The sequence below is a fragment of the Streptomyces sp. Rer75 genome (genome assembly GCF_013414305.1).
Taxonomy (GTDB): Bacteria; Actinomycetota; Actinomycetes; order Streptomycetales; family Streptomycetaceae; genus Streptomyces; species Streptomyces himastatinicus.
On the sequence record NZ_CP058693.1, the window covers coordinates 5,417,573 to 5,443,555 of the forward strand.

Consider the following 25,983-nt stretch of genomic DNA (forward strand, 5'->3'; position numbering starts at 1 on the left):
GCCGCCCGGGGGAGCCTTGTAGTGCGCGCTGTCATGAGCCCCGATGACAAATGTCATCGGGGCGGCGGGCGGGGTGACGTGGGTAACGCGGCGGTCAACAAAAAGACCTGGGGCGCCAGTCGATTGACCGGCGCCCCAGGTTCCTGTGGAGCGGACGACGAGATTCGAACTCGCGACCCTCACCTTGGCAAGGTGATGCTCTACCAACTGAGCCACGTCCGCATGCCTCCGACCGGCTTTCACCGATCGGCGCGAGCACCACTCTACCCGATCTCCCGAAGGTGAACGATGAGTGATGAGAGCGGGTGACAGGGATCGCACACTGCGCCTCCCCCTTGGAAAGGGGGCGCTCTACTACTGAGCTACACCCGCATGGTGTGTTCCTCGGGGTTTTGGCCTTTCGGCCTCGCCCCTCGGCGTGCTCCAGACTCTAGCGGACCACCCGGGGTGTTGTGCAACTCGGCTGAACGCCGCCTGAACGAGCGGTTCAGCGCGACTCGTTGAACGCCTCGTAGACCTTCTTGGGGATGCGCCCGCGCGGCGGCACCTCCATGCCGTGCGACCGCGCCCAGGCGCGCACCGCGGCCGGGTCCGGGGCCACGGAGGTGCGGCGGTAGGTCTTGCCGGAGCGGGCCCGCTTGCGGCCCGCCTCGACATACGGGGCGAGGGCGTCGCGAAGTTTCGATGCGTTGGAGGCGGTGAGGTCGATCTCGTACGACTTGCCGTCCAGACCGAACGTGACCGTCTCCTCGGCTTCCCCTCCGTCGAGGTCGTCGGAGAGCGTGACTACTACGCGCTGTGCCACGGATATCGGTCCTTTCGGGCTGCATCGTTGCGTTGACGTGCAAAGATGTCAGCTGTCCAGTTGTTAGCGAACAATGCTTTTTCATTTGTACAGCGACCAGCATTGCATTGTGAAGCCCCGGTAATTCCGTCAGCGTGTCACATCACAATCCGGACGATGCGTTTTTGCTGGATCTTTCCCTGGTAGTTGTCGCGGATGAGTCGTGGATGATGGGTGAGCGTGACCTCGAAGAGGGATATCTACTCGCGTAGATTTTTGCTCGGGGTAGGCTTGGGCCACCGCCTTACGCACCAGCACCACACCATCGGGAGTGCCAGTGGCACGCGTCGTAGTCGACGTCATGCTCAAGCCGGAGATCCTCGACCCCCAGGGCCAGGCGGTGCAGCGCGCACTGCCCCGTCTTGGTTTCGAGGGCATCGCCGACGTCCGTCAGGGCAAGCGCTTTGAACTCGAAGTGGAGGGCCCGGTCGACGACGCCGCCCTCGCCCGTATCCATGAGATCGCCGAAACCTTCCTCGCGAACACCGTGATCGAGGACTTCGATGTGAAGGTCGAGGCCGCCGAGGCCGACGCCGCCGCAAAGGCGGAGTCGTGACCGCACGCGTCGGAGTCGTCACTTTCCCCGGAACCCTCGACGACCGCGACACCCAGCGCGCGGTCCGTACCGCCGGTCTCGAAGCCGTACCGCTGTGGCACCGCGACAAGGACCTCAAGCAGGTCGACGCGGTGATCCTGCCGGGCGGCTTCTCCTACGGCGACTATCTGCGAGCCGGAGCGATCTCCCGCTTCTCCCCGGTAATGGAGACCGTCATCGCCCAGGCGAAGGCGGGTATGCCGGTGCTTGGCATCTGCAATGGGTTCCAGGTTCTCACCGAGACCCATCTGCTCCCCGGTGCGATGCTGCGCAACAACCATCTGCACTTCATCTGCCGCGACCAGAAGTTGCGAGTGGAAAACGCGGAGACGGCCTGGACCCGCTCGTATGAGCAGGGCCAGGAGATCGACATCCCGCTGAAGAACATCGACGGCCGCTATGTCGCCGACGAGCGCGTCCTCGATGAACTCGAGGCCGAGGGACGCGTCGTCTTCCGTTACCGGGAGCTGAACCCCAACGGCTCCCTGCGCGACATCGCCGGGATCTCCAATGCGGAGGGCAATGTCGTCGGCCTCATGCCGCACCCCGAGCACGCCGTCGAGCCGCTGATCGGCACCGGTCGCACCGATGGGCTCGGCTTCTTCACCTCGATCCTCAAGAGGCTGGTCAGCGCATGACCCTGGACACCACCAAGCACGCCGCCCAGACCCCGGACACCGCGCAGCCCTGGGCCGAGCTCGGGCTGAAGCAGGACGAGTACGAGCGCATCCGCGCCATCCTGGGCCGCCGGCCCACCGGCGCCGAGCTGGCCATGTACTCCGTCATGTGGTCCGAGCACTGCTCGTACAAGTCGAGCAAGGTCCATCTGCGGCAGTTCGGCGAGAAGGCCCCGGAGACCGACGCCCTGCTCGTCGGCATAGGCGAGAACGCGGGCGTGGTCGACGTCGGCCAGGGGTACGCGGTCACCTTCAAGGTCGAGTCGCACAACCACCCCTCGTACGTCGAGCCCTACCAGGGCGCGGCCACCGGCGTCGGCGGCATCGTCCGCGACATCCTCGCGATGGGCGCCCGCCCGGTCGCCGTCATGGACCCGCTGCGCTTCGGCGCCGCCGACCACCCCGACACCAAGCGGGTGCTGCCCGGTGTTGTCGCGGGCATCGGCGGCTACGGCAACTGCCTGGGCCTGCCCAACATCGGCGGCGAGGTCGTCTTCGACCCCTGCTACCAGGGGAACCCGCTGGTCAACGCCCTGTGCGTGGGCGTCATGAAGCACGAGGACATCCACCTGGCCAAGGCGTCCGGCGCGGGCAACAAGGTCATCCTCTACGGCGCCCGCACCGGCGGCGACGGCATCGGCGGCGTCTCCGTGCTCGCCTCCGAGACCTTCGACGACAGTAAGCCCACCAAGCGCCCCGCCGTCCAGGTCGGCGACCCGTTCCAGGAGAAGCTGCTCATCGAGTGCACCCTGGAGATCTTCAAGGAAGACCTGGTCGAGGGCATCCAGGACCTCGGCGGCGCCGGTCTGTCCTGCGCCACCAGCGAGCTGGCCAGCGCGGGCTCCGGCGGCATGCGCGTCGAACTCGACACCGTGCCGCTGCGCGACTCCTCGCTCTCCCCCGAGGAGATCCTGATGAGCGAGTCGCAGGAGCGCATGTGCGCGATCGTGACGCCGGAGAAGGCCGACCGCTTCCTGGAGATCTGCGAGAAGTGGGACGTCATCGCCACCGTGATCGGTGAGGTCACCGACGGCGAGCGGCTGGAGATCTTCTGGCACGGCGAGCAGATCGTGGACGTGCCGCCGCGCACCGTCGCCCATGAGGGCCCGGTGTACGAGCGCCCCTACGCCCGCCCCGACTGGCAGGACACCCTCCAGGCCGACGACGCGGGCAAGCTGCCCCGCCCGGCCACCGCGGACGAGCTGCGCGAGCAGGTGCTGCGCGTGATCTCCGCCCCGAACCAGGCGTCCAAGTCCTGGGTCACCGACCAGTACGACCGCTTCGTGCAGGGCAACACGGTCCTCGCCCAGCCCGAGGACTCCGGCATGGTGCGGGTCGACGAGGAGACCGGGCTCGGCGTCGCCGTCGCCACCGACGGCAACGGCCGCTACGCCAAGCTCGACCCGTACGCGGGCGCGCAGCTCGCCCTCGCCGAGTCGTACCGCAACGTCGCCGCGTCCGGCGCCAAGCCGCTCGCGATCTCCAATTGCCTCAACTTCGGCTCGCCGGAGGACCCCGCGGTCATGTGGCAGTTCGCGGAGGCCACCCGCGGCCTGGCGGACGGCTGCCAGACCCTGGGCACCCCGGTCACCGGCGGCAATGTCTCCCTCTACAACCAGACCGGGGAGACCGCCATCCACCCGACGCCGGTCGTCGCCGTCCTCGGCGTGATCGACGACGTCGCGCGGCGCACGCCGATGGCGTTCGCCGAGGAGGGCCAGCTGCTGTACCTGCTCGGCGACACCGCCGAGGAGCTGGGCGGCTCGGCCTGGTCGCAGGTCGTCCACGACCACCTCGGCGGGCTGCCGCCCAAGGTGGACCTGGAGCGCGAGCGGCTGCTCGCCGAGATCCTGATCTCGGCCTCCCGCGACGGCATGGTCGACGCGGCCCACGACCTGTCCGACGGCGGCCTGATCCAGGCCGTGACCGAGTCGTGCCTGCGCGGCGGCAAGGGCGCCCGGATCGTCGTCCCCGACGGCACGGACCCCTTCGTGCTGCTGTTCTCCGAGTCCGCCGGCCGGGCCGTCGTGTCCGTCCCGCGCAGCGAGGAGATCCGCTTCAACGACATGTGCGGGGCGCGCGGGCTTCCGGCGACCCGGATCGGTGTCGTGGACGGCGAGTCGATCGACGTCCAGGGTCAGTTCTCGATCCCGCTGGCGGAGCTGCGGGAGTCCTACGAGGCGACCATCCCGGGCCTGCTGGCCTGAGCGCCGTGTCGCGTGGCCCCGCCCCCAGGGGCGGGGCCACGCGCGTGTTCCGGGATCACTTTCCCCAGAAGGCGTCGGCGGCGTCGATGTCCTCGACGCACTCGTCGATGTCGGTGATCTTCCCGCCGACGATGGTGAAGAACAGCCCGGTCTTCATGTCCAGCGTGCGGTTGCCGCGCTCGGCGCGGCAGCGGTGGCCGGAGATCACATGCCCGCGCCCGTCGGGCATGACCGACTCCAGCTCGACCCGCAGCGAGCCGCCGGTCTCCTCGTATTCGGTGCGGTACAGCTGCATACACGCGTCCCGGCCCTTGTGGTGTCCGGAGAGCATGTTGTCACCGGGCACGTGCTGGACGACGTCCGCCGTCAGCAGCGTGGAGAGGGTGTCCAGGTCGCCCTGCTGGAACGCGGTGCATGCGCGGCGCACCACGGCGGCATCGGGGTGCTCGCCCATGGTCGTTCACACCTTTCGTACCAATAGATAACTCTTTATCCCCTGTCTTCCATCCTCCGCCCGCCCCGTCGGCCTGTCGATAGGCTCGGCACCATGCCGCCCCGTGCCCGCGCCCGCGCCCGTCGTTACGACCCCGCCAAGACCCGCGCCGCCGTGGCCGCGCAGCTGCGGCACGTCCAGGAGGCGGCGCGAGGGCTGGACGAGGAGCAGCTCGGGGCGCCCACCCGGGTCGGCGGCCGGTCGGTCCGCGAGCTGATCGCGCAGCTGCCGACCGCGGCCGACGAGGACGACGTCCTGGTCACCTGCTGCGTCGAGCTGGTCGTCCACAGCGACGACCTGGCGGCGGCCACGGGCCTGGCCGTGCCGTACGACCGTCAGGCGCTGGCCACCGCCGTCCGGGCGCTGGCCGACGGTCTCGCGGCGAAGGCGCCCGGCGGGTCGGTCGAGCTGCGCATCCCGCCCTTCGCCGTCGTCCAGTGCGTGGAGGGGCCGCGGCACACCCGCGGCACGCCGCCGAACGTCGTCGAGACGGACCCGCTGACCTGGGTCCGGCTGGCCACCGGCCGGATCGGCTGGTCCGAGGCGCTGGAGGCCGGTGAGGTGACGGCGAGCGGCGAGCGCGCCGACCTCTCCGCGCACCTCCCCGTCACCCCCTAGCGAGCGCTCAGCCCTCCGGGTACGGCAGGAGGGCCGCGTCGACCTTCTCCCAGGCGGTCCGCAGCCGCGCCACCAGCTCCTTCTGCGCGCCCGCCCGGTCGGCCTGCTCGCGCGGGTCGGCCGGGATGTTGAAGAGCTGGTCCTTGCCGTCCTGCCCGCGGTAGTACTTCCAGTCACCGCGCCGCAGCGCCCGCTCGCCGCGCACCCGCCAGAACAGATCGCGCTCGGGCAGCCGCTCGCCGTGCAGCAGGTACGGCGCGAGGCTCGTGCCGTCGAGCGGATGGGCGGGGTCCGGGCGGGCGCCGCCCAGCTCCAGCAGGGTGGCCGTCCAGTCGGGGGTGAAGACCGGCTCGTGGCTGACCTGGCCGGGGGCGAGGCGGGCGGGCCAGCGCACGATGGTCGGCACCCGGATACCGCCCTCGTGCAGCGAGAACTTCGCTCCGGTCAGCGGCCACTGGTAGGACCAGCGCTCACCGCCGTTGTCGCTGGCGAAGAAGACCAGCGTGTCCCGCTCCTGGCCGGACCGGCGCAGCGCGGCGAGCACCTCGCCGACCGACCGGTCCAGGTCCTCGACCATCTCCTTGTACGTGGCGAGGGAGCCGCCGTCGAGGTGGTTGAGCACGCCCTGCTCGCCCGCCTTGATACGGGCGGTGAGCCGTGCGCTCTCCTCCTCGTCGCCGTCCGCGAGCCAGGGCCAGTGGGGGGTGGTGAAGTTCAGGTTCAGCAGCCACGGCTTGTCGTCCTCGGCGCGGCGGCCCACGTAGTCGACGGCCCGATCGGTGATGACGCGGGTGTAGTAGCGCAGGTCCTTGTGGGCGACCTCGCCCTCGTACAGGTCGTACTCGCCGGTGAGCCCCAGCTTGGAGTAGTACTCCAGGGCCCCGCCGAAGTTCCCGAAGAACTCGTCCCAGCCGGACCGGGTCGGGCTGTAGTCGGGCAGATAGCCGCAGTGCCACTTGCCGATCAGGGCGGTCGCGTACCCGGCGCCGCGCAGCAGCGAGGCGAGCGTCGGATGGCTCGGCGGCAGCCCCTCCGTGGAGCCGCCGGGGATCGGCTCGGCGAGCCCGCCCTTCGTACGGCCCGGATAGCGGCCCGTGTACAGGCTGAAGCGGGTGGGCGAGCAGGTGGAGGAGCCCGCGTAGGCATCGGTGAAGCGGACGCCCCGGGCGGCGAGCCGGTCCAGGTGCGGGGTCTTGATGTCCGGCGAACCGTACGAGGACAGGTCCGCCCAGCCGAGGTCGTCGCCGAGGATGAACAGGATGTTCGGCCGGGGCGAGCGCCGTCCGGGGATGGCGCGGAACGGCCGCTCCGCCGCGGCGGCCTCCGCAGCGGTGCCCTCTTCGGCGGCGGCCGTACCGGGGGACAGCCCCACGGCGGAGGCGGCCGCCCCGGCGGCGGCCAGCCCGCCGAGGGTCCGCCGGGATATCCGGGGCGGAGCGCCGTCCTGGGGCGCGGGCTCGGACGAGGGGTGCGCGGACATGGGTCCTCCGAAGGTCGGGACGGGAGGGGGCGCGCCAAGGGGGCGCGCGATCGGAACGGGGGCGCGCCGTGGCACGGCGGGGCATCAACGAAGCGTCGCCGCGCGGTGGCGCGGAGGAGCGGGCGGCGGGGACCCGCGGCGGCCGGGAGCGGCAGGCCGGGGGATCACACTGAGCGGCGGCCGCGCGGTGAACGCGCGGCGCTGCCGCTCACGCCGTGATTACGCGCTGTGGCGACACAGAGCGCTCGCGACGCGGCCGAAATCCACATGGCGGCGCGCGACGAACGCGGGGCGCACACGGTGGGGCTGCTGCGAGGGCTGCATGAGGTGTGATCCTTGCCCCAGCCACGGATGTCCGTCAATGGCCGTCCACCGGCCGGACGCGCGCCGGACCCAGGTGAGAGGCGGTTCGGAGGCGGATCGGAGCGGGGTCGCGGACGGCCGGGAACGGGCGTCGCGAGGTGTGACATACGCCCCCCATCGGGTCCCTCGTTCGGACGCACCGCTGAACTGGCCTAGACTCGATGCCGTGCCACGTGGTGACGGACGACTCAGCCACGACCTGCTCCCCGGTGAGAAGGGCCCCCAGGACGCTTGCGGCGTCTTCGGAGTCTGGGCGCCGGGCGAAGAGGTCGCCAAACTCACCTATTTCGGGCTGTACGCGCTGCAGCACCGCGGTCAGGAGTCCGCGGGCATCGCAGTGAGCAACGGCTCCCAGATCCTCGTCTTCAAGGACATGGGCCTGGTCTCACAAGTCTTCGACGAGACCTCCCTCGGCTCCCTGCTGGGCCACATTGCGGTCGGTCATGCCCGCTACTCCACCACCGGGGCCTCGGTGTGGGAGAACGCGCAGCCGACGTTCCGGGCGACCGCCCACGGCTCGATCGCGCTGGGTCACAACGGGAATCTGGTCAACACCGCCGAGCTGGCGGAGCTGGTCGAGGCCCTTCCCAGAGACAAGGGCCGCGCCACCCAGGTCGCGGCCACCAACGACACCGACCTGGTCACCGCCCTCCTCGCGGGGCAGGTCGACGAGGACGGCAAGGCGCTGACCGTCGAGCAGGCCGCTCCGATCGTGCTGCCGAAAGTCAAGGGCGCTTTCAGCCTCTGCTTCATGGACGAGCACACGCTGTATGCCGCCCGGGACCCCCAGGGCATCCGCCCGCTGGTGCTCGGCCGCCTGGAGCGCGGCTGGGTGGTGGCGTCGGAGACGGCGGCCCTCGACATCGTGGGCGCGTCCTTCATCCGGGAGATCGAGCCCGGCGAGATGGTCGCGATCGACGAGAACGGCCTGCGTTCCACGACGTTCGCCCCCGCCCGGCCCAAGGGCTGCGTCTTCGAGTACGTGTACCTGGCGCGCCCCGACACCGACATCGCGGGCCGCAACGTCTACCTCTCCCGCGTCGAGATGGGCCGCCGGCTGGCGAAGGAGTCCCCGGCCGACGCCGACCTCGTCATAGCGACACCGGAGTCCGGCACCCCGGCCGCGGTCGGGTACGCCGAGGCGAGCGGGATCCCGTACGGCTCCGGGCTGGTCAAGAACAGTTACGTCGGCCGGACCTTCATCCAGCCCTCGCAGACCATCCGGCAGCTCGGCATCCGGCTCAAGCTGAACCCCCTCAAGGAGGTCATCCGGGGCAAGCGGCTGGTGGTCGTGGACGACTCGATCGTCCGCGGCAACACCCAGCGCGCCCTGGTGCGGATGCTCCGCGAGGCCGGTGCGCTCGAGGTCCACATCCGGATCAGCAGCCCGCCCATCAAGTGGCCCTGCTTCTTCGGCATCGACTTCGCGACCCGCGCCGAGCTGATCGCCAACGGGCTGTCGACCGAGGAGATCGGCAAGTCGCTGGGCGCCGACTCCCTGGCGTACATCTCCATCGACGGCATGATCGAGGCGACCACGATCGCCAAGCCGAATCTGTGCCGCGCCTGCTTCGACGGCGAGTACCCGATGGACCTGCCGGACCCGGAGCTGCTGGGCAAGCATCTGCTGGAGTCGGAGACGCAGGCCCCGAGCAGTGCCGACGCCGACGGCGTGCGGACGCTGACCGCCGGTGTCGGCGGCGCGGACGCGCTCCGCCGCCCGTAGGCCCGGGCACCCGGCCCTCGTACGCGCTACCCGAAACGGAAGAACTCAAGGTCATGTCTGAGTCCACTGGTGCCAGCTACGCCGCCGCGGGCGTCGACATCGAGGCGGGCGACCGCGCCGTCGAGCTGATGAAGGAGTGGGTCAAGAAGGCCTCCCGGCCCGAGGTCGTGGGCGGCCTCGGCGGCTTCGCGGGCCTCTTCGACGCCTCCGCGCTCGCCCGCTACCGGCGCCCGCTGCTGGCGTCCGCGACCGACGGCGTGGGCACCAAGGTGGACATCGCCCGGCGGATGGGCGTGTACGACACGGTGGGCCACGACCTGGTCGGCATGGTCGTGGACGACCTGGTGGTGTGCGGCGCCGAGCCGCTGTTCATGACCGACTACATCTGCGTCGGCAAGGTCCACCCGGAGCGGGTCGCCGCCCTCGTCAAGGGCATCGCCGAGGGCTGCTCCCTCGCGGGCTGCGCGCTGGTGGGCGGCGAGACCGCCGAGCACCCGGGGCTGTTGGGCGCCGACGACTTCGACGTCGCCGGGGCCGGTACGGGCGTGGTCGAGGCGGACCAGGTGCTGGGCGCGGATCGCATCCGTACGGGGGACGCGGTGATCGCCATGGCCTCGTCCGGACTTCACTCGAACGGGTACTCACTCGTCCGCCATGTGCTCTTCGACCGCGCCGGCTGGGCGCTGGACCGCGAGGTGCCGGAGCTGGGCCGGACGCTGGGGGAGGAGCTGCTGGAGCCGACCCGGATCTACTCGCTGGACTGCCTGGCCCTCACCCGGACGACCGAGGTGCACGCCTTCTCGCACATCACCGGTGGCGGCCTCGCCAACAACCTGGCCCGGGTCATCCCGGACGGCCTGCGGGCGGTGGTGGACCGCTCGGCCTGGACCCCCGGCGCGATCTTCGACCTGGTGGGGAAGCTCGGCTCGGTCGAGCGCCCGGAGCTGGAGAAGACCCTCAACATGGGCGTCGGCATGATGGGCGTCGTGCCGGGCGCATCGGTGGACGCCGCGCTCGCGACCCTGGCGGACCGCGGGGTGGACGCCTGGGTCAGCGGTGAGATCACCGACCGTACGGCCGGTGACACGGAAGCGGTGACGCTGACCGGTGACTACGCGAGCTGAGCCGGCCGCGCCCTGCGCGCGGACAGCACAGAAGCCGGCCCGAGGCGGGTGCCCCGGACCGGCGGAGGTGCGGCAATTGCCGAGCGCCTTGAAAGGGTGTGGATCAACCCCGCGGATGCGGGGATGCACCTTCAGGCGCGGCGACGCTGCGCGGACGGATCGGACCGGTCGTCGTCCTCGTCGTCATCGTCGTTGTACAGATCCGCGTACTGTGCGTACGGGTCATCGTCCAGCTCATCGTCCTCGAACGGCTCGCCATTCGGCGGCTGGCTCGATGTCGATGCGCCCAGCTCCTCGGCCAGGCGTGAGAGGTCCGTCCCACCGCTGTTGTACTTCAGCTGGCGGGCGACCTTCGTCTGCTTGGCCTTGGCCCGGCCGCGCCCCATGGCTCGACCCCCTCAACGACGGGGCTCGACGGCCCCAGAGTCTTGACACGCGTTCACGTTCATGAATCGGAGCGGACTCCCCAAAGAGAGACCGGTCCGTAGGGCTTCAACGGTACCTGCTTCTGTGGCCATACGGTACGTCGCCCACACGACGTGCCACGAGGCAGAACCCGCGGGGCGCCCCGTCCCCGCTGGTCAGCTGCGATTTTAACCTGTCTCCGGGGCCGACCCGCCGACGGGCCGTGAGGGATCTCTCGCCGAGGTGCCCCTCACCGGCCGGTACGGCCCGCTCCGAAGGGCGTTTCCGGCCGCCCGAACGGCCTGTTGCGGGGCCTCTCCGCGTCGATTCGGGGCCGTTCCGGCATCGGCCGAGTGTCGCCTGAGCGACGCCCGGGTGTCCCCCGGGCGTCGCTCAGGCAGTGCTCAGGCGGCACTCAGATGACACTCATGCGGCGTCGTGGCCCTCCGCCATCCGGTGTTCGGCGAGCCGGTCGGCGGCGGCCGCGGGCGGAATGCCATCGGTCCGGGCCCGATCAAAAATGGCCAAAGTCGTGTCAAAGATCTTTGACGCCTTGGCCTTGGCCCGCTCGAAGTCGAACCCGTGCAGTTCGTCCGCGACCTGGATCACCCCGCCCGCGTTCACCACGTAGTCCGGCGCGTAGAGGATCCCGCGGTCGGCGAGGTCCTTCTCGACGCCCGGGTGGGCGAGCTGGTTGTTGGCCGCGCCGCACACCACCTTCGCGGTCAGGGCGGGCACGGTGTCGTCGTCCAGCGCGCCGCCGAGCGCGCACGGTGCGTACACGTCGAGGTCCGCGCGGATCAGCGCACCGGTGTCCCGGACCGCCTCGATCCGGGGGTGGCGGGCGAGCACCCGGTCGACCGACTCGGCGCGCACATCGGTGACGACGACCTCGGCGCCGTCCTCCAGCAGGTGCTCCACCAAGTGGTGGCCGACCTTGCCGACGCCCGCGATGCCGACCCGGCGGCCGCGCAGCGTGGGCGTGCCCCAGGAGGCCCGGGCGCTGGCCCGCATGCCCTGGAAGACGCCGTAGGCGGTCAGCACCGAGGAGTCGCCGGCGCCGCCGTTCTCGGGGGAGCGGCCGGTGGTCCAGGGGCACTCGCGGGCGACCACGTCCATGTCGGCGACGTAGGTGCCCACGTCGCAGGCGGTGACGTAGCGGCCGCCCAGAGAGGCCACGAAACGGCCGTAGGCGAGCAGCAGCGCTTCGGTCTTGATCTCTTCGGGATCGCCGAGGATCACGGCCTTGCCGCCGCCGTGGTCGAGCCCGGCCAGCGCGTTCTTGTAGGACATGCCGCGGGCCAGGTTGAGCGCGTCGAGGACCGCCGCTTCCTCGGGGTGCTCCTCGGCGCTGTAGGCGTGGAAACGGGTGCCGCCGAGCGCGGGGCCCAGGGCGGTCGAGTGGATCGCGATGACGGCCTTCAGGCCGCTCTCCCGGTCCTGGCACAGCAGGACCTGCTCATGGCCGCCCAGATCGGTGCGGAACAGTATCGACAGGGGTGAGAGAGGGTTCGGCACGCGACTCTCCGTCGGACCGTCGACGCTGACGGTGTGACGTACGTCGGTCACGGTGGTGACTCCCATAGGTCGGGTAAGGCGCCCTCCGTGCTGGTGGGGAGGGCCGGTGGGCACGAGCGTAAGCCCTGGAAGGGCGCGGGAGCGGCCATGTCCCCGCCGAGTCCGCGTGGTGGTCGTGGGACGATGCCGTGAGCAGGGGGTAGGCAACTCCTGGCGGTGGTATCGGCCTTGAGGGAGCGCGTGTGACCTTGGCGTCTTCGGTGATTGTCCCATATGCGGCGTATCTCCGTGTCTATGAGCCATTGGCCGCTTTTCCTGAGCCGGAGCGCACGCACTGGGCGACCTATGCCAAGCGCGACGACCTCCCCGGCGCTCAGGACGAGCTGCGGCGCTCGCTCGCCGACCTGCTCCCGGTGCCGCCGGTGCCGGTTCCGGTGCACGAGAGCGCGGACGCCTTTGTGGCGGTCGTGGACGGCGTCACATGCGTCTGTCCGTGGCGAACGCGGCTGCGCGGCTGGTTGGCCCTGGAAGAGCTGCCCGAGCGCCTTCCCGGCCCGCTCCTGGACGCCGCGCTGCCCCCCGTGGTGCGACGGCAGGCCGCCTCGGACTACGAGCAGTGGCTGGAGCGCAATCCGGACGCCCGTCCGTGGATCCGCTCGGCGACCTGGCACGTCCCGGTCCGCTGGTTCGTCCTCTTTGCGGACGAGGAGCGCGAGTACACCAAGGGTGACGAGGGCCTCATCCTGCGTTACCGCACCCCGATGGTCCAGGCCAGGCGGCGGGTCGCGCGCGGGCTTAAGGTGCTCAAGGAGGCTCTCGGCGAGGGGCCGCTCATCGACGGCCTGGTCGACGTGGGCCGGTGGCTCGAGGAATTCCATCCGCGGTCGCTGGTCGAGCTGGACTACGGCGGTCTGGTGCACGTGGTGCCCGCCGGGCGACTGGAGGACGACCGCTCGGCGGCGGATGTGGCGGAAGGGCTTGCGGCACTGAGGGACGGGGACGGGGAGCGCGCGGGCAGTGCGTACGAGCGGCTGACCGATCGGTGGAGCGAGGTCCGGGGCCGGCAGAACGCCAGCTGAGGCGGGTCGGGGCCGGTGAAGGGCCCGGGAAGATCCGGGGAACATCCGGGGAAAGCGGATCCATCGGGCGGCCGGGTACGTCAGAGCCGAAGTGGGGGGACGTAGGTCCCGATCCGGGCCATTGCGTCAATGGTGATCTAAAGCACTGACTTCGGGTCTTGCGGCAATCCCCCATCCTCGTGTCAAAATAGGACAAGGAGTCCGGGAAGTTCTCCTTCCGCCCAAGTATGGGCGGATTCATCGGTATTGCACTCCTTGGCGGATCTGATACCCCTGATCCTGTTGTGACTGATCGTCACGGCCGCGTGACTGTCCGTTATGGCATGGTCCATCGGCTTCCGTCGAGGTTGGACACCTGAGAGGGCAATTCCATCGGTTTGGCCGACGCGGCTGGACAGATGGTGTAGTTGTAGTGCCGAGGACAAGCCGTTCGTCCTATAACCGACTCGGCCCGCGTCCGCCATTTCGGGCAACGTGGGTCAAGGTGCAGAATTTAGAGGAAAGAACCGTGATGGTTCGGTTCTCCCGAGGAGGCCGCTCATGACCGCTCGCACCCCTGATGCCGAGCCGCTGCTGACCCCGGCTGAGGTTGCCACCATGTTCCGTGTGGACCCGAAGACGGTCACGCGCTGGGCCAAGGCAGGCAAGCTCACGTCCATCCGCACGCTCGGAGGGCACCGGCGCTACCGCGAAGCGGAGGTCCGTGCGCTTCTGGCGGGCATCCCGCAGCAGCGCAGCGAGGCCTGAACAACCGCATAACCGGGCATTTCCGGGCCCCCCAGCCCGGCTTCGCCTGTATGGCTCCACCACGACGGGTGCCTGCCCCAACAGGCCATCACCGCTCGACATGGGTGCGTCGTCGATCGCGCTGGACTCCGCCGGGTCCAGCGCGATCTTTTTTATGCCCGCGTGACGGGCTGCCCACAGCGCGTTCGGGACGGATCCGGACGGGGCCGAGGAGCGTCTTGACGGCCCGCGAGGGGTAGGGGACAGGGGGCGATCAGGTGGTCCGGGAATGGCCCGGACAGAGGGTGCAATTGCACATATTAAATTGACCTGTTGTGAGGCGGGTGTAAGTTACCCCACTCTCGGGTGGCGACCGGTGACTCCCATCACACAGTTCAACGCTTGTCGATTTCCTCGGAACTGCGGTAAGGGCTTACTGAGTTGATGACCCGTCGGAGTCCGCCGGTGGAGCCTCCCCGGCCGATGGCCCGGCCGATGGACCGGTCGACGGCCCGGCGGGCGCCTGCTCCGCGGGCGGCGCGGGCTCCATCGCCAGCCGCAGCAGCCGATGGCAGACGGGGCAGTGCCGGGTGAAGTGGCGGTAGCCCGAGGCGGCCGCCAGATGGGCCCTCAGGAGCGCCCTGGTCTCATGTTTCGCGGTCGTCGTCATGTGCCCGCACCTCCCGGCCACCCCCACGCCACCTTTTAGTCTGGGTACTGCCGGGTACGGGCTGCCGTCAAGACGACCGAAGGCCCGGATCCTTGTGCGGATCCGGGCCTTCGCCGTTCTGCGGTCCTGACGGGATTTGAACCCGCGGCCTCCACCTTGACAGGGTGGCGAGCACTCCAAACTGCTCCACAGGACCATCAGTGACGCCCCACAGCCTGTTCGCTGTGTGCCTCGCTGCTGTGCGTCACAGACTCTACAGCAGGTCAGGGGGTGCGGTCGAACTCGCGCCCGCCCGGCCCGTCCGGCGGTGCCGGAGGCCGGGAGGGCGGCTACGGAGCCACCGCGTCGATGGCCTTCACGATGCGCTTGTCGGAGACCGGATAGGCCGTGCCCAGGGCGTGCGCGAAGTAGCTGACCCGCAGCTCCTCGATCATCCAGCGGATCTCCAGCGCCTCCGCGGGCACCGGGCGGCCCGCCGGGAACTGCTCCAGCAGCCAGGCGTACTCGTCCCGCATCTCCTTGACCTTCGCCATCCGGGTGCGGTCCCGCTCGGCGTTGGTGGGGAGCTGCTGGAGCCGCCGGTCCACGGCCACCAGGTAGCGCATGAGGTCCGGGAGACGGCGTACGCCGTGCGCGGTCACGAAGCCCGGTGTCATCAGCTCCGAGAGCTGCTCCCGGACGTCCGCGAGGGACGGCAGCAGCACCGGGCTCTTGATGCCCTTCAGCCGGCGCTCGCACGACTGCCAGGCCGCCAGCACCTCCTGGACCTTCCGGACGGTGTCCAGCGTGGCGTCCGCGATGTCGGCCCGCACCGCGTCGAAGAGCTTGCGGAACGATTCCTCGTCCCACACCGGGCCGCCGCGCGCCGCGATGAGCCGGTCGGCGGCCGCGGAGACACAGTCCTCGAAGAGCGCCGCGATGCTGCCGTGCGGGCTGCTGGAGAGCGCCAGCTTGGCCTGGTTGGTCAGCTTCCCCTGGGCGAACTTCGCCGGGTTGGACGGCAGCTGGAGCAGGATCAGCCGCCGGGTGCCCCGCCACATCGCCTGCCGCTGCTCGGGCTCCGTGTCGAAGAGCCGCAACGCCACCGACGCGCCCTCGTCCACCAGCGCCGGATACGCCTTGACCGGCTGGCCACCGCGGCGGGTCTCGAAGGTGCGCGGCAGGGAGCCGACCGTCCACGAGGTCAGCCCGCCGCGCTGCTCGATGCCGACGGCCTCCTTCGAGGACTCGAACGCCTTGGAGATCGCGGCCCGGGTCTTCGGCTTCAGCCGCTGCTTGAGCGCCTCCAGGTCCTTGTCCTCGGCGAGCTTGCGGCGCCGCTCGTCGACCACCCGGAACGTGATCTTCAGATGGTCGGGGACCTTGGCCGGATCCCAGTCCTCCGGCTCGATCCGCACCCCCACCATCCGGTGCAGCTCCCGGCCCAGCGCGGCCGTCAGCGGCTCCTGGAGCGGCACGGCGCCGTCCAGGAAGCGCCGGGCGTAGTTCGGCGCCGGGACGTAGTGGCGGCGCACCGGCTTGGGCAGCGACCGGATCAGCTCGGTGACCAGGTCCTCGCGCAGCCCGGGGATCTGCCAGTCGAAGCCGTCCGGGGTGACCTGGTTGAGCACCTGGAGCGGGATGTGGACGGTCACGCCGTCCGCGTCCGCCCCCGGCTCGAACTGGTACGTCACCTTGAACTTGAGCTTCCCCTGACGCCAGGAGTCCGGATACGCGTCCTTCGAGACGCCCTGCGCCCGCTCGTTGATGAGCATCGACTTCTCGAAGTTGAGAAGCTCCGGCTCTTCACGGCGCTTGTGCTTCCACCAGGAGTCGAAGTGCGCCCCCGACACCACGTGGTCCGGGATGCGCTGGTCGTAGAAGTCGAACAGCGTCTCGTCGTCCACCAGGATGTCGCGGCGCCGGGCGCGGTGCTCCAGCTCCTCGACCTCGCCCAGCAGCTTCCGGTTGTCGTGGAAGAACTGGTGGTGGGTGCGCCAGTCGCCCTCGACCAGGGCGTTGCGGATGAACAGGTCGCGGCTGGTCTCCGGGTCGATCCGGCCGTAGTTGACCTTCCGCTGGGCGACGATCGGCACGCCGTACAGCGTGACCCGCTCGTACGCCATCACCGCCGCCTGCTTCTGCTCCCAGTGCGGCTCGCTGTAGGTGCGCTTGACCAGGTGCTGGGCCAGCGGTTCGATCCACTCCGGCTCGACCTTCGCGTTGACCCGCGCCCACAGCCGGGACGTCTCGACCAGCTCGGCCGACATCACCCAGCGCGGCGGCTTCTTGAACAGCGCCGAACCGGGGAAGACGGCGAACTTGGCGCTGCGCGCCCCCAGGTATTCGTTCTTCTCGGAGTCCTTGAGGCCCACGTGCGAGAGCAGCCCGGACAGCAGCGAGGTGTGGATGTGATCCGGCGCCGCGTCCTGCTCGGACAGCTGGATGTCCATGGTCTTCGCGACCGTGCGCAGCTGGCTGTAGATGTCCTGCCACTCGCGTATGCGCAGGTAGTTGAGGTACTCATTGCGGCACATGCGGCGGAACGCGGACGACGACAGCTCCTTCTGCCGCTCCCGGATGTATTTCCACAGGTTGAGGAAGGCAAGGAAGTCGCTCGACTCGTCCTTGAACCGGGCGTGCTGCTGATCCGCCTGCTGCTGCTTGTCGGAGGGGCGCTCGCGCGGGTCCTGGATGGACAGCGCCGCCGCGATCACCATGACCTCGCGGACGCAGCCGTTGCGGTCCGCCTCCAGCACCATCCGGGCCAGCCGCGGGTCCACCGGCAGCTGGGCCAGCTTCCGGCCCATCTGGGTGAGCCGCTTGCGCGGGTCCTTCTGCTTGCCGTCGAGCGCGTGCAGCTCCTCCAGGAGCTGGATGCCGTCCTTGATGTTGCGCCGGTCCGGCGGATCGATGAACGGGAACTTCTCGATGTCGCCGAGCCCCGCCGCGGTCATCTGGAGGATGACGGAGGCCAGGTTGGTACGGAGGATCTCGGCGTCCGTGAACTCCGGGCGGGTGAGGAAGTCGTCCTCGGAGTACAGCCGGACGCAGATGCCGTCGCTGGTCCGGCCGCAGCGGCCCTTGCGCTGGTTGGCGCTGGCCTGGGAGACCGGCTCGATGGGCAGCCGCTGGACCTTGGTGCGGTGGCTGTAGCGGGAGATCCGGGCCGTGCCCGGGTCGATCACGTACCGGATGCCGGGGACGGTCAGCGAGGTCTCCGCGACGTTCGTCGCCAGCACGATCCGGCGGCCGGTGTGTCTCTGGAAGACCCGGTGCTGCTCGGCGTGCGACAGCCGGGCGTACAGCGGCAGCACCTCGGTGGACCGCAGCTGCTTCTTGTTCAGCGCGTCGGCCGTGTCGCGGATCTCCCGCTCGCCGGAGAGGAAGACCAGGATGTCGCCCGGCCCCTCGGCCTGGAGCTCGTCCACCGCGTCGCAGATCGCGGTGATCTGGTCCCGGTCGCTGTCCTCGCCGCCCTCCTCCAGCAGCGGCCTGTAGCGCACCTCGACCGGGTACGTACGCCCGCTGACCTCGACGATCGGCGCGTCGCCGAAGTGGCGGGAGAAGCGCTCCGGGTCGATGGTCGCGGAGGTGATCACGACCTTGAGGTCGGGGCGGCGGGGGAGGAGCTGGGCCAGATAGCCGAGCAGGAAGTCGATGTTGAGGCTGCGCTCATGGGCCTCGTCGATGATGATCGTGTCGTACTGGCGCAGCTCGCGGTCGGTCTGGATCTCGGCCAGCAGGATGCCGTCCGTCATCAGCTTGACGTGGGTGTCCGGGCTCACCTGATCGGTGAAGCGGACCTTCCAGCCGACGGACTCGCCGAGCGGCGTCCCGATCTCGTCCGCGATGCGCTCGGCCACGGTGCGCGCCGCGATCCGGCGGGGCTGGGTATGTCCGATCAGTCCCTTGACGCCGCGGCCCAGCTCCATGCAGATCTTGGGGATCTGCGTGGTCTTCCCGGAGCCGGTCTCGCCCGCGACGATCACCACTTGGTGATCGCGGACGGCCGCGAGGATGTCGTCCTTCTTCTGGCTGACCGGCAGCTCTTCCGGATAGGTGACGTCCGGTACGGCGGCGCGGCGGTTCGCGACCCGCGCTTCCGCCCGCTCGACGTCCTCGGCGATCTCGCCGAGCACGGCCGCACGGGCCTCGGGCTTGCGGATCCGGCGGGCGCCGTCGAGCCGGCGCCCCAGCCGCTGCTGGTCGCGCAGCATCAGCTCGGGGAGCCGCTCCAGGAGGGCGGACAGGGCGGGGGCAGGAGTCGTGGACATACGGATCCCAGGATCTCACCTCGGCAAAACGACTGGCGAACCATTTCCGCCGGGTGTTGTCCGGGCCACGTCGCGCGATATGCCGGGAGTGTCCGTTCTAGCGTGAGCGCATGGCGGACGACGACTCCCCGGGGGCCCGGTCCCCGGAGGCCCGGTCCCCGTGGACCCGGTTCAAGCACAGCCCGTTCTTCCCGGCCACGGTCATCGCGCTGATCATCTCGGCGGGTGCGGGGCTCTTCGCGGGCTCGTACACCTTCGCCTTCGCCAACCCCACCCCGCGCCAGATCCCCGTCGCCGTCGTGATCACCCAGCAGGGCGCCGCCCCGCCGCAGCGCTTCGTCGCCGGGATGGAGAAGGCCCTGGACGCCTCGCTGCGGCTGCACCGCGAGCCGTCGTACGGCCGTGCCGCCTGGGCCGTCGAGGAGCAGCAGGTCTTCGGGATCCTGCGGGCGCGCGGCCGCGGCGTCGAGCTGGGCCTGTCCTCCGCCGCGGGCGCCAGCGTCGCCGAGGTGCTCGCCTCGGCCGGTACGAAGGTGGGCCGGGCGGTGGGCGTGCCCGTTGCCGTACGGGACCTGAAGCCGCTCCAGCCGGGCGATCCGCGGGGCTTGGCCGTCTTCTACATCTCGCTGGCCGCCGTGATCATGGGCTTCCTCGGCGCCGTCCAGCTGAGCGTCAACGCGGCCGAGCTGAACCCGGCCGAGCGGATCGCCTTCACCGCGGCGTACGCCCTGCTCGGCGGCTTCGTCATCGCCGCCATCGTCGACTGGGGGCTCGGCGCGCTGGACCTCCCCTTCGCCGGGTCCTGGGCGATCCTCGCCCTGACCATGGTCACCTCGGGGATGGTGTTCTCCATGTTCAACGTCCTGTTCGGACGCTGGGCGCTCATCCCCACCTGGGGGCTGATGGTCCTCCTCGGCAACCCGTCGTCGGGCGGCGCGGTCTCCTGGCCGCTGCTCCCGTCCCTGCTCGGCGCCATCGGCCGCTGGCTGCCGCCGGGCGCCTCGGTCAACGCCCAGCACACCGCCGTCTACTTCGGCGGACACCAGCACGGCTTCCCGTTCCTGGTGCTGGCCGGGTGGTCCCTCGTCTCCACCGTCGTCTTCTGGACCTGGCGCCACCGCCACCCGGGCGGCCGCCCGGGCCGGGCGACCCCGTCCTCGTGAGAGGTCCTCGGGCTCCCGAACGCGAAGATCCCCCTCCTGGCCTCAGGAGGGGGATCTTTCATGGAGCGCCGAGCAGGCCTTGCACCTACATCTCTCGTTTGGAGACGAGCATCTTTCCTTAGACGACCGACGCATCAACTCCCGCCCCTCGGGGCGGCGTTGCAAGATCTACTTTACCCCATCCGGGGACCCGCCGCGCAATCGCCGTCACGCCGGGGCGCGGTGGTGTCGCGCCGCAGTTCGTCGTTGACGCGCCGGGCCTCTTCGAGCTGGTCTTCCAGGCCGACGATGCGGCACGCGGCGTCGATCGGGGTGCCCTGGTCGACGAGCTGGCGGGCGCGGGCGGCGATGCGCAGCTGATGGCGCGAGTAGCGGCGGTGGCCGCCCTCCGAGCGCAGCGGCGCGATCAGGCCGGCTTCGCCGATGGCCCGCAGGAAGGCCGGTGTGGTGCCGAGGAGGTCGGCGGCACGGCCCATGGTGTACGCGGGATAGTCGTCATCGTCGAGCCGGTTGTGCTGTTTGTCTTCGGCCACTGACACCTCTTCCGTCATGTCGTCGGTCGCGCGTCGAGGGGCCCTGGCGCCGAATCGGCTCCAGGGCCCCGAGGGGTTCAACACCCATTGTCCGCGTACCCGTCTGAGACGACAGGTGTGCGGGGATCGCGGATATCTGACCGGGGACCACCTTCCCTTCCGGGGCGTGCGGTACCCGAGCGGACTCAACTCTTCGCCCGGGCGATCCTGATGGTGTTCGCCTCCTTGTCGTCGGTGTCCGCCGCGCCTCAACGGGCGCCGTGACTACGACAGGGAATCTAACTCCGGCGTGCGGCTCATGTCTACAGTCGCCACGGTAGATTTTCCTGACCGTACAAGAACGAAGACCTGGTGCTCCCGCGCCAGGCAAGCGTGCGAAGCGGCAGAGCGGGCACACGAGCCTCTGCAAAGCGGCATATCCGATCCGACCTGGGGTGTACGCGTATGAACGGCACGAAGATCGCCAACACTCGGCCCACGGCCTCGACCGTGGTGCGGGGTGACAGCCCTGGCGGCATTCACCGTGCACGCGCCGTCACCCGGGCCTTCACCAAGGGGCTCACTCCGGCCCCGGGGTCCGATGCGACCGACGCCATCCTCCTGGTGGTGTCCGAACTCGTCACCAACGCGCTGCGCCACGGCGGCGGCCGGTACACCCTCGAACTCTCCGCCGGTCCCGACACGGTGACCGTCGCCGTCAGCGACCCCAACCCGGCGGCTCCCCGGGCCCGTCCGCCCGACCTGACGACCGGCACCGGCGGCTTCGGCTGGCACATGGTCCGGCGTCTGGCCCGGGAGGTGACCATCACCCACGGCCGCGGCAAGACGATCTACGCAAGCCTCCCGCGCTGACGCACACGGCGGCCTCCGGCGGGTACACGCAAAAAATCCCTCCCCTGACATCAGGAGAGGGATCTTTCATGGAGCGCCGAGCAGGCCTTGCACCTACATCTCTCGTTTGGAGACGAGCATCTTTCCTTAGACGACCGACGCATCAACTCCCGCCCCTCGGGGCGGCGTTGCAAGATCTACTCTACCCCATCCCGGCGCCCCCGCCGTCACCCCGCGGCCTCCGCCGCCCGCGCCAGCCGCGTGTCGTCCCCGCCCTCAGCAAGGCGTGCACGCGGCGCGGCGGCCAGCCGCGGAGCGGGCGGCGCGGCGACGAGCGCTACTACCCGCGCCGGGTCAACGCCAAGGCGGGCTACTGACGGCCGGCTCCGTTGTACGGCCGCAGGCGCGCCCGGGGCCGTACAACGGAGCGCCCTACACCCCCAGCGCCCGGACCCCCGCCGCGCAGCTCTCCCGCAACGCGGCCAGCTCCGCCGGCGGCAGCCGCTCGGCGCTGCCCCGGCGCCCGCCGTCCAGCAGCACCCGCGCCCCGGCCAGCCACCCGGACAGCGGCTCGACGCCGAGGTACGCCGCCAGGCGGGTGAGTTCGGCGTCGGGGGCGTCGAGCAGCGCCTCGTACGACAGCGGCAGCACCAGCTCCCCGGGCAGCGCGTCGAGGTGCGCCAGCCCCTCGATCACCGTGTCCGACCACAGCCGCCCGAAGGCGGACAGCGGCACGGGCCGCGTCAGCAGGGGCTTGATCTCGGCGCTTTCGTCGCTCATCAACGCGGCCAGCTCGCCCGGAACATCGCCGCCCTCCCGCATCAGCTGGATCATCCGGAAGCCGGGGTGGCGGCTCATCGACAGCGCGCAGTCGGCCCCGTCCCGGTACAGATGGACGAACCGCGCCTCGGGGAACACCTCCCGCAGCCGTGGCACCAGCCGCAGCGAGAACCCGGACCGCTCCACCACCGCCCGGCTGCCGAACCGCTCGGCCAGCGCGTCGAACAGCGCCCGGTGATGCTCCCCGGCCGGCCCCCGGGGCCGCCCGCACACCACGGGCCGCAGCGCGTCGAACAGCGCGTCCGGCTCGTCGCTCAGATGCGGCAGCGTCGTCATCGCCACCGCCGGAATCCCGTCCCCGTCCGCCGAGAACCGCCCTCCGAAGCCGGGATACGTGTGCTCCGGCAGCCCGAAGCCCTCCCGGATGAGCCGATTGGCGAACGCGGGAGGGCTCGCCAGGATCTCCCAGAACTCCTCCCCGGTCAGCGGCCCCTCGGGAAGCGCACTCGGCTCCAGGGAGGCCATCAGCTCACTGAGGCTGAGGAGGTGGGGGTGCAGGCGCAGCACCTCCGACAGGGCGGTGGAGCCGCACCGCCCGGTTCCGACGACGAAGGTCAACGGCCGTGCTGCCATGTCTCTCCCGGAGCGTTGTGGGGACGCCGGGGTCGCTTTTCAGCCAGCCCCGGACTCCTGCGCGGCCCGTACCCACCCGGGCCGCCCGTATCCCTGTGCCGGTCGCTTACCAGGGCGATCACGACACCGGCGGGTTGAGCCGGGCGAAGCCTTCCTGCCGCTGGTAGGGGAAGTACGGGTACGGGGCCGTCCTGGCGCTCGCCGCGTCGAGCTTCGCCACCTGGGCGGGCGTGAGCGTCCAGCCGACGGCGCCGAGGTCTTCGCGGAGGGGGAAGGCCGCAGCCGCCGTTCAGACGTCCTGGGTCTCCACCTCGGCCTCCTTCGCCGGGGCCTCGCGGTCCTTGCGCAGCTTGGGGTTGGTCTCGGGAGCGGCCGCCACCGCGATCACGGTGACCGCGCCCATGCCGATGAGGAACAGCGCGATCGGCCAGGACGCCCCCGCCCAGGCGAGCAGCGCGGTGGCGACGATGGGGGAGAAGCCGCCGACGATCATCGACGCGAGTTCGTGCCCGAGGGCGAGCCCGCTGTAGGCGACCCGGCTCGCGAAGAGTTCGGTGAAGAACGCCGGTTGGGTGCCGATCATCGCCCCGTGGCCGATCACGACCGCCACGAAGATGGCCACGAAGATCAGCACCGGATTGCGCGAGTCGAACATCGCGAAGAACGGATAGGCCCACACGATCACCGCGACCGCGCCCCCGATGTACACGGGGCGGCGTCCGACGCGATCGGAGAGCGCCCCGAACATCGGCATCGCGAACGACTCGGCCAGCATCCCCACCACGACCGCGGCCAGCACCACCCCGTTGCCCACGCCGATCTTGGCCGCGTAGGAGAGGCTGAAGGTGAGGAAGAGATAGCTGGCGCCGGTCTCGGCGACGCGTGCGCCGAAGGCGATCAGCACGGACCGGGGGTGGGTCCGGAGGACGTCGAGGATCGGCGGCGCGGACTTCTCCGTCTTCGCCTCCGTCTGCCGGAACGCGGGGGTCTCCATGATCCGCAGCCGGATCAGCAGCCCGACGGCGGTGAGCAGGATGCCGACCATGAACGGAATGCGCCATCCCCAGGCGAGGAAGGACTCCTTGCTGGTCACGCCCTGGGCCAGCGCGAAGGCGGAGGCGGAGAGGACGAACCCGAGTCCTATACCGGTCTGGCTCCAGGCCGAGTAGAAGCCGCGGCGGTGGCTCGGCGCGTGTTCGCTGACGATCAGCACGCCCCCGCCCCACTCGCCGCCGACCGCGATGCCCTGCACGATCCGCAGGCCGACCAGCAGCACCGGGGCCCACACCCCGATGGTGCTGTAGGTGGGCAGCAGGCCGATCAGGAACGTCGCGACGCCCATGATCACCAGGGTGATGACCAGCATCGACTTACGGCCGAGCCGGTCACCGAAGTGCCCGAACATGATCCCGCCGAGCGGCCGGGCGAGGAAGCCGACCGCGTTGGTGCCGAAGGCGGCGATCGTGCCCACGAGCGGGTCGAAGGTGGGGAAGAACAGGGTGTTGAACACGAGCGCGGCGGCCGTGCCGTAAAGGAAGAAGTCGTACCACTCCAATGCACTGCCGAACAGGCTTGCGATCGCTGCCTTGCGGACTTCGCGCGGGGCGCCCTTTTCGTCTGCCATGCCGACTCTCCAATGTTGCGGCTCGGCTTTGGGCGGTGATTGTTCGCCGCGGCCTCCGCGGCGGGAACGAAGGCGTTCCGTTCACCGGGACGGCAGCGTCCCCGGCCACGCGCCGGTCAGGGCCGTGTCGCGGCCACCTTGACCCCGAACCCGATCAGGACGACACCGGTCACCCGGTCCAAGGCCCGCTGCACGGCGGGCCGTTCGAAGAAGCCGCGGGCCTTGGCCAGCAGCAGCACATAGCCGCCGAGCCATACGGCGGTGATCGTCGCGTGCAGCAGCACCAGCAGCGCCATCCCCAGGTGGGGAGAGAGCCCCGCCGGGGCGAGCGTCGGTAGCAGCCCCGTATAAGAGACGGCGATCTTGGGGTTGAAGACATTGCTGACCAGCCCCGTACGCCAGGGGCTCCCCGCCGGAGCGACCGCGCCCGTCGCCGGGGTGTCGGCATGGCCACGCCGACTGCGCAGCAGCGACTGCACCCCGAGCACGATCAGATAGGCGGCCCCCGCCAGCTTCACCACCGTGTAGGCCACGGCGGACGCGGCCAGCACGGCAGCCAGCCCGACCAGCGTGAGCACACCCCACACCAGCAGCCCGGTGGTGATCCCGGCGGCCGTCCACAAGCCGTCCCGCCAGCCGCACGAGACGGCCCGCTTCGTCACCACGGCCATGTCCGGCCCGGGAACCACGGTCAGGACGGCGAGCACACCGGCGGCGGCGAAAAACTGGACGAACATGTGTCGCATCATCGCACCGCTCTGCCGCCCCTGGGCAGGGGCCGCTGTACGGCCGCCACCAGCACCACAGTGACGCTGACCAGCAGCGCCCAGGCCCCGAACTTGTCCACCGCGACCGGCTGCCAGCCGTGCATCTGATGCGGGTAGCGCCAGGCCCCCACGTACGTGGCGACGTTTTCGGCCAGCCACAGGAAGAAGCCGATCAGCGCGAACGACAGCGCCAACGGCATGCGGTAGCGCGCGCTCCCCACGGTGAACCGCACCGACGTACCGGCGGTGACCACCACGAGCAGCACGGCGAGGACCCAGCGGACATCGGGCAGCCAGTGGTGGCTGAAGAAGTTCACATAGACGGCCGCGGCCACCACCGCCGTGGGCCACGGCCGGTAACGCACCAGCTCCAGATCGTGCAGCCGCCAAGCACGACACACATAACTCCCCAGCGCCGCATACAGGAACCCGCCGTACAGCGGCACCCCGGCGAACTTGAACACCGCGGGCTCCGGATAGCTCCACGACCCGAGCGAGACCTTCACCAGCTCGAAGGCCAGCCCGATCACATGGCACACCGCGATGATCGCCACATCCCGCCCGGTCTCCCAGCCACACCACCGGAACACCACCGTGAGCAGCAGCCCGTAGACCAGCAGCAGGTCATACCGGGCCACCGGCAACCGCGGCACCACCGCGGAAGCCGCGACCCCGGACAGCAGCGCCACGGCGAACGCGCAGCTGCGCGTCTGAAGCCGGGCGAAGCGCAGCAGCTGCTGGACATGGGTGAAAGCGACGGTCATGGCCCCAAGGACGTCCCGAGAACGCCGCCGGGTTGCTTGCCCCCGTACGCTCCCCCCGCTTCCCCCGTACGTAGGATTTGCGCACTTTTACGCCTTATTTTCCGCTT

Annotated in this window: 23 protein-coding genes, 3 tRNA genes and 1 pseudogene; 11 read left to right on the forward strand and 16 right to left on the reverse strand. The window is 70.2% G+C overall.

All coding sequences use genetic code 11. The features are described from left to right. Positions 1–146: 146 nt before the first annotated feature. The 3 genes from HYQ63_RS23130 to HYQ63_RS23140 all read right to left on the reverse strand — a co-directional run bounded on the left by HYQ63_RS23130 (position 147) and on the right by HYQ63_RS23140 (position 805). Positions 147–222, reverse strand: a tRNA-Gly gene (locus tag HYQ63_RS23130). A 78-nt stretch (positions 223–300) separates the two neighbouring features. Then, a tRNA-Gly gene (locus HYQ63_RS23135) sits at positions 301–372 on the reverse strand. 115 nt (positions 373–487) lie between these two features. Further along, a complete protein-coding gene (locus HYQ63_RS23140; RefSeq protein WP_179935684.1) occupies positions 488–805 on the reverse strand; it encodes an Lsr2 family protein in 318 nt (105 codons plus the stop codon). Positions 806–1,121: 316 nt separating this feature from the next. Between HYQ63_RS23140 and purS the strand changes: the two genes are divergently transcribed. From purS to purL, 3 genes are read left to right on the forward strand one after another with little or no spacing between them, the layout of a single operon-like run. Further along, positions 1,122–1,400, forward strand: a complete 279-nt coding sequence (gene purS / locus HYQ63_RS23145) for a phosphoribosylformylglycinamidine synthase subunit PurS (protein ID WP_039938212.1) — start codon at positions 1,122–1,124, stop codon at positions 1,398–1,400. Continuing rightward, positions 1,397–2,077, forward strand: coding sequence for a phosphoribosylformylglycinamidine synthase subunit PurQ (gene purQ, locus HYQ63_RS23150; RefSeq protein WP_179935685.1), 681 nt, complete (start codon positions 1,397–1,399; stop codon positions 2,075–2,077). The genes purS and purQ overlap by 4 nt, the downstream gene beginning before the upstream one ends. After that, positions 2,074–4,323, forward strand: coding sequence for a phosphoribosylformylglycinamidine synthase subunit PurL (gene purL, locus HYQ63_RS23155; RefSeq protein WP_179935686.1), 2,250 nt, complete (start codon positions 2,074–2,076; stop codon positions 4,321–4,323). Before purQ ends, purL begins: the two co-directional genes overlap by 4 nt. A gap of 55 nt (positions 4,324–4,378) precedes the next feature. Here purL and HYQ63_RS23160 read toward each other — a convergent pair whose 3' ends face one another. Next, positions 4,379–4,777, reverse strand: coding sequence for a nuclear transport factor 2 family protein (locus HYQ63_RS23160; protein WP_179935687.1), 399 nt, complete (start codon positions 4,775–4,777; stop codon positions 4,379–4,381). Positions 4,778–4,870: 93 nt separating this feature from the next. On the opposite strand from HYQ63_RS23160, the gene HYQ63_RS23165 reads away from it, so the two are divergent. Further along, entirely contained in the window at positions 4,871–5,434 is a 564-nt protein-coding gene (locus HYQ63_RS23165) for a sterol carrier family protein (RefSeq protein WP_179935688.1), read from the forward strand. A gap of 7 nt (positions 5,435–5,441) precedes the next feature. On the opposite strand, the gene HYQ63_RS23170 is transcribed toward HYQ63_RS23165, so the two are convergent. Further along, entirely contained in the window at positions 5,442–6,914 is a 1,473-nt protein-coding gene (locus tag HYQ63_RS23170) for a sulfatase (protein ID WP_179935689.1), read from the reverse strand. 529 nt (positions 6,915–7,443) lie between these two features. Between HYQ63_RS23170 and purF the strand changes: the two genes are divergently transcribed. After that, the gene (gene purF, locus HYQ63_RS23175; RefSeq protein ID WP_179935690.1) at positions 7,444–9,003 is read left to right on the forward strand and encodes an amidophosphoribosyltransferase; all 1,560 of its coding nucleotides are present in this window, start codon (positions 7,444–7,446) and stop codon (positions 9,001–9,003) included. Between the two features lie 53 nt (positions 9,004–9,056). Further along, positions 9,057–10,127, forward strand: a complete 1,071-nt coding sequence (purM, locus tag HYQ63_RS23180; RefSeq protein ID WP_179935691.1) for a phosphoribosylformylglycinamidine cyclo-ligase — start codon at positions 9,057–9,059, stop codon at positions 10,125–10,127. A 131-nt stretch (positions 10,128–10,258) separates the two neighbouring features. Here the strand turns inward: purM and HYQ63_RS23185 are convergent, their stop codons facing one another. Together HYQ63_RS23185 and HYQ63_RS23190 are read right to left on the reverse strand one after the other, a co-directional pair. Continuing rightward, positions 10,259–10,513 carry a DUF3073 domain-containing protein gene (locus HYQ63_RS23185; protein ID WP_123100176.1) on the reverse strand — a complete coding sequence of 85 codons (255 nt, stop codon included), beginning with the start codon at positions 10,511–10,513 and terminating at the stop codon, positions 10,259–10,261. 445 nt (positions 10,514–10,958) lie between these two features. Next, the gene (locus HYQ63_RS23190) at positions 10,959–12,116 is read right to left on the reverse strand and encodes a Glu/Leu/Phe/Val dehydrogenase dimerization domain-containing protein (RefSeq protein WP_257232026.1); all 1,158 of its coding nucleotides are present in this window, start codon (positions 12,114–12,116) and stop codon (positions 10,959–10,961) included. 176 nt (positions 12,117–12,292) lie between these two features. On the opposite strand from HYQ63_RS23190, the gene HYQ63_RS23195 reads away from it, so the two are divergent. Next, a complete protein-coding gene (locus HYQ63_RS23195) occupies positions 12,293–13,129 on the forward strand; it encodes a hypothetical protein (protein WP_179935693.1) in 837 nt (278 codons plus the stop codon). A gap of 540 nt (positions 13,130–13,669) precedes the next feature. Continuing rightward, complete coding sequence (gene bldC / locus HYQ63_RS23200; protein ID WP_003949541.1) at positions 13,670–13,876, forward strand: developmental transcriptional regulator BldC; 207 nt, start codon at positions 13,670–13,672, stop codon at positions 13,874–13,876. 412 nt (positions 13,877–14,288) lie between these two features. Here bldC and HYQ63_RS23205 read toward each other — a convergent pair whose 3' ends face one another. The 3 genes from HYQ63_RS23205 to hrpA form a co-directional block, all read right to left on the reverse strand. Further along, the gene (locus HYQ63_RS23205) at positions 14,289–14,525 is read right to left on the reverse strand and encodes a DUF6274 family protein (protein ID WP_179935694.1); all 237 of its coding nucleotides are present in this window, start codon (positions 14,523–14,525) and stop codon (positions 14,289–14,291) included. 121 nt (positions 14,526–14,646) lie between these two features. Continuing rightward, positions 14,647–14,721: transfer RNA gene (locus HYQ63_RS23210), tRNA-Asp, on the reverse strand. 133 nt (positions 14,722–14,854) lie between these two features. Further along, on the reverse strand, positions 14,855–18,781 hold the full coding sequence (gene hrpA, locus HYQ63_RS23215) for an ATP-dependent RNA helicase HrpA (RefSeq protein WP_179935695.1): 3,927 nt from the start codon (positions 18,779–18,781) through the stop codon (positions 14,855–14,857). 110 nt (positions 18,782–18,891) lie between these two features. On the opposite strand from hrpA, the gene HYQ63_RS23220 reads away from it, so the two are divergent. After that, positions 18,892–19,944, forward strand: coding sequence for an ABC transporter permease (locus HYQ63_RS23220; protein WP_179935696.1), 1,053 nt, complete (start codon positions 18,892–18,894; stop codon positions 19,942–19,944). A gap of 173 nt (positions 19,945–20,117) precedes the next feature. Here HYQ63_RS23220 and HYQ63_RS23225 read toward each other — a convergent pair whose 3' ends face one another. Then, entirely contained in the window at positions 20,118–20,495 is a 378-nt protein-coding gene (locus tag HYQ63_RS23225; protein ID WP_179935697.1) for a MerR family transcriptional regulator, read from the reverse strand. 426 nt (positions 20,496–20,921) lie between these two features. On the opposite strand from HYQ63_RS23225, the gene HYQ63_RS23230 reads away from it, so the two are divergent. Both HYQ63_RS23230 and HYQ63_RS23235 read left to right on the forward strand, forming a co-directional pair. After that, complete coding sequence (locus HYQ63_RS23230; RefSeq protein ID WP_179935698.1) at positions 20,922–21,329, forward strand: ATP-binding protein; 408 nt, start codon at positions 20,922–20,924, stop codon at positions 21,327–21,329. Between the two features lie 167 nt (positions 21,330–21,496). After that, positions 21,497–21,685 (forward strand): hypothetical protein, encoded by a 189-nt coding sequence (locus HYQ63_RS23235; RefSeq protein ID WP_179935699.1) that lies wholly within the window; start codon positions 21,497–21,499, stop codon positions 21,683–21,685. 55 nt (positions 21,686–21,740) lie between these two features. Here HYQ63_RS23235 and HYQ63_RS23240 read toward each other — a convergent pair whose 3' ends face one another. The 5 genes and pseudogenes from HYQ63_RS23240 to HYQ63_RS23260 all read right to left on the reverse strand — a co-directional run bounded on the left by HYQ63_RS23240 (position 21,741) and on the right by HYQ63_RS23260 (position 25,876). Continuing rightward, entirely contained in the window at positions 21,741–22,721 is a 981-nt protein-coding gene (locus tag HYQ63_RS23240) for a sulfotransferase (RefSeq protein WP_179935700.1), read from the reverse strand. 118 nt (positions 22,722–22,839) lie between these two features. Then, positions 22,840–22,989 (reverse strand): annotated as a pseudogene (locus HYQ63_RS23245) (aldo/keto reductase); the annotation flags it as partial. Between the two features lie 21 nt (positions 22,990–23,010). Continuing rightward, positions 23,011–24,345: an MFS transporter gene (locus HYQ63_RS23250; RefSeq protein ID WP_179935701.1), complete on the reverse strand. Its 1,335-nt coding sequence runs from the start codon at positions 24,343–24,345 to the stop codon at positions 23,011–23,013. A gap of 116 nt (positions 24,346–24,461) precedes the next feature. Further along, positions 24,462–25,082 carry a LysE family translocator gene (locus tag HYQ63_RS23255; RefSeq protein ID WP_179935702.1) on the reverse strand — a complete coding sequence of 207 codons (621 nt, stop codon included), beginning with the start codon at positions 25,080–25,082 and terminating at the stop codon, positions 24,462–24,464. An 8-nt stretch (positions 25,083–25,090) separates the two neighbouring features. After that, on the reverse strand, positions 25,091–25,876 hold the full coding sequence (locus tag HYQ63_RS23260) for a DUF817 family protein (protein WP_179935703.1): 786 nt from the start codon (positions 25,874–25,876) through the stop codon (positions 25,091–25,093). Positions 25,877–25,983: the final 107 nt, after the last annotated feature.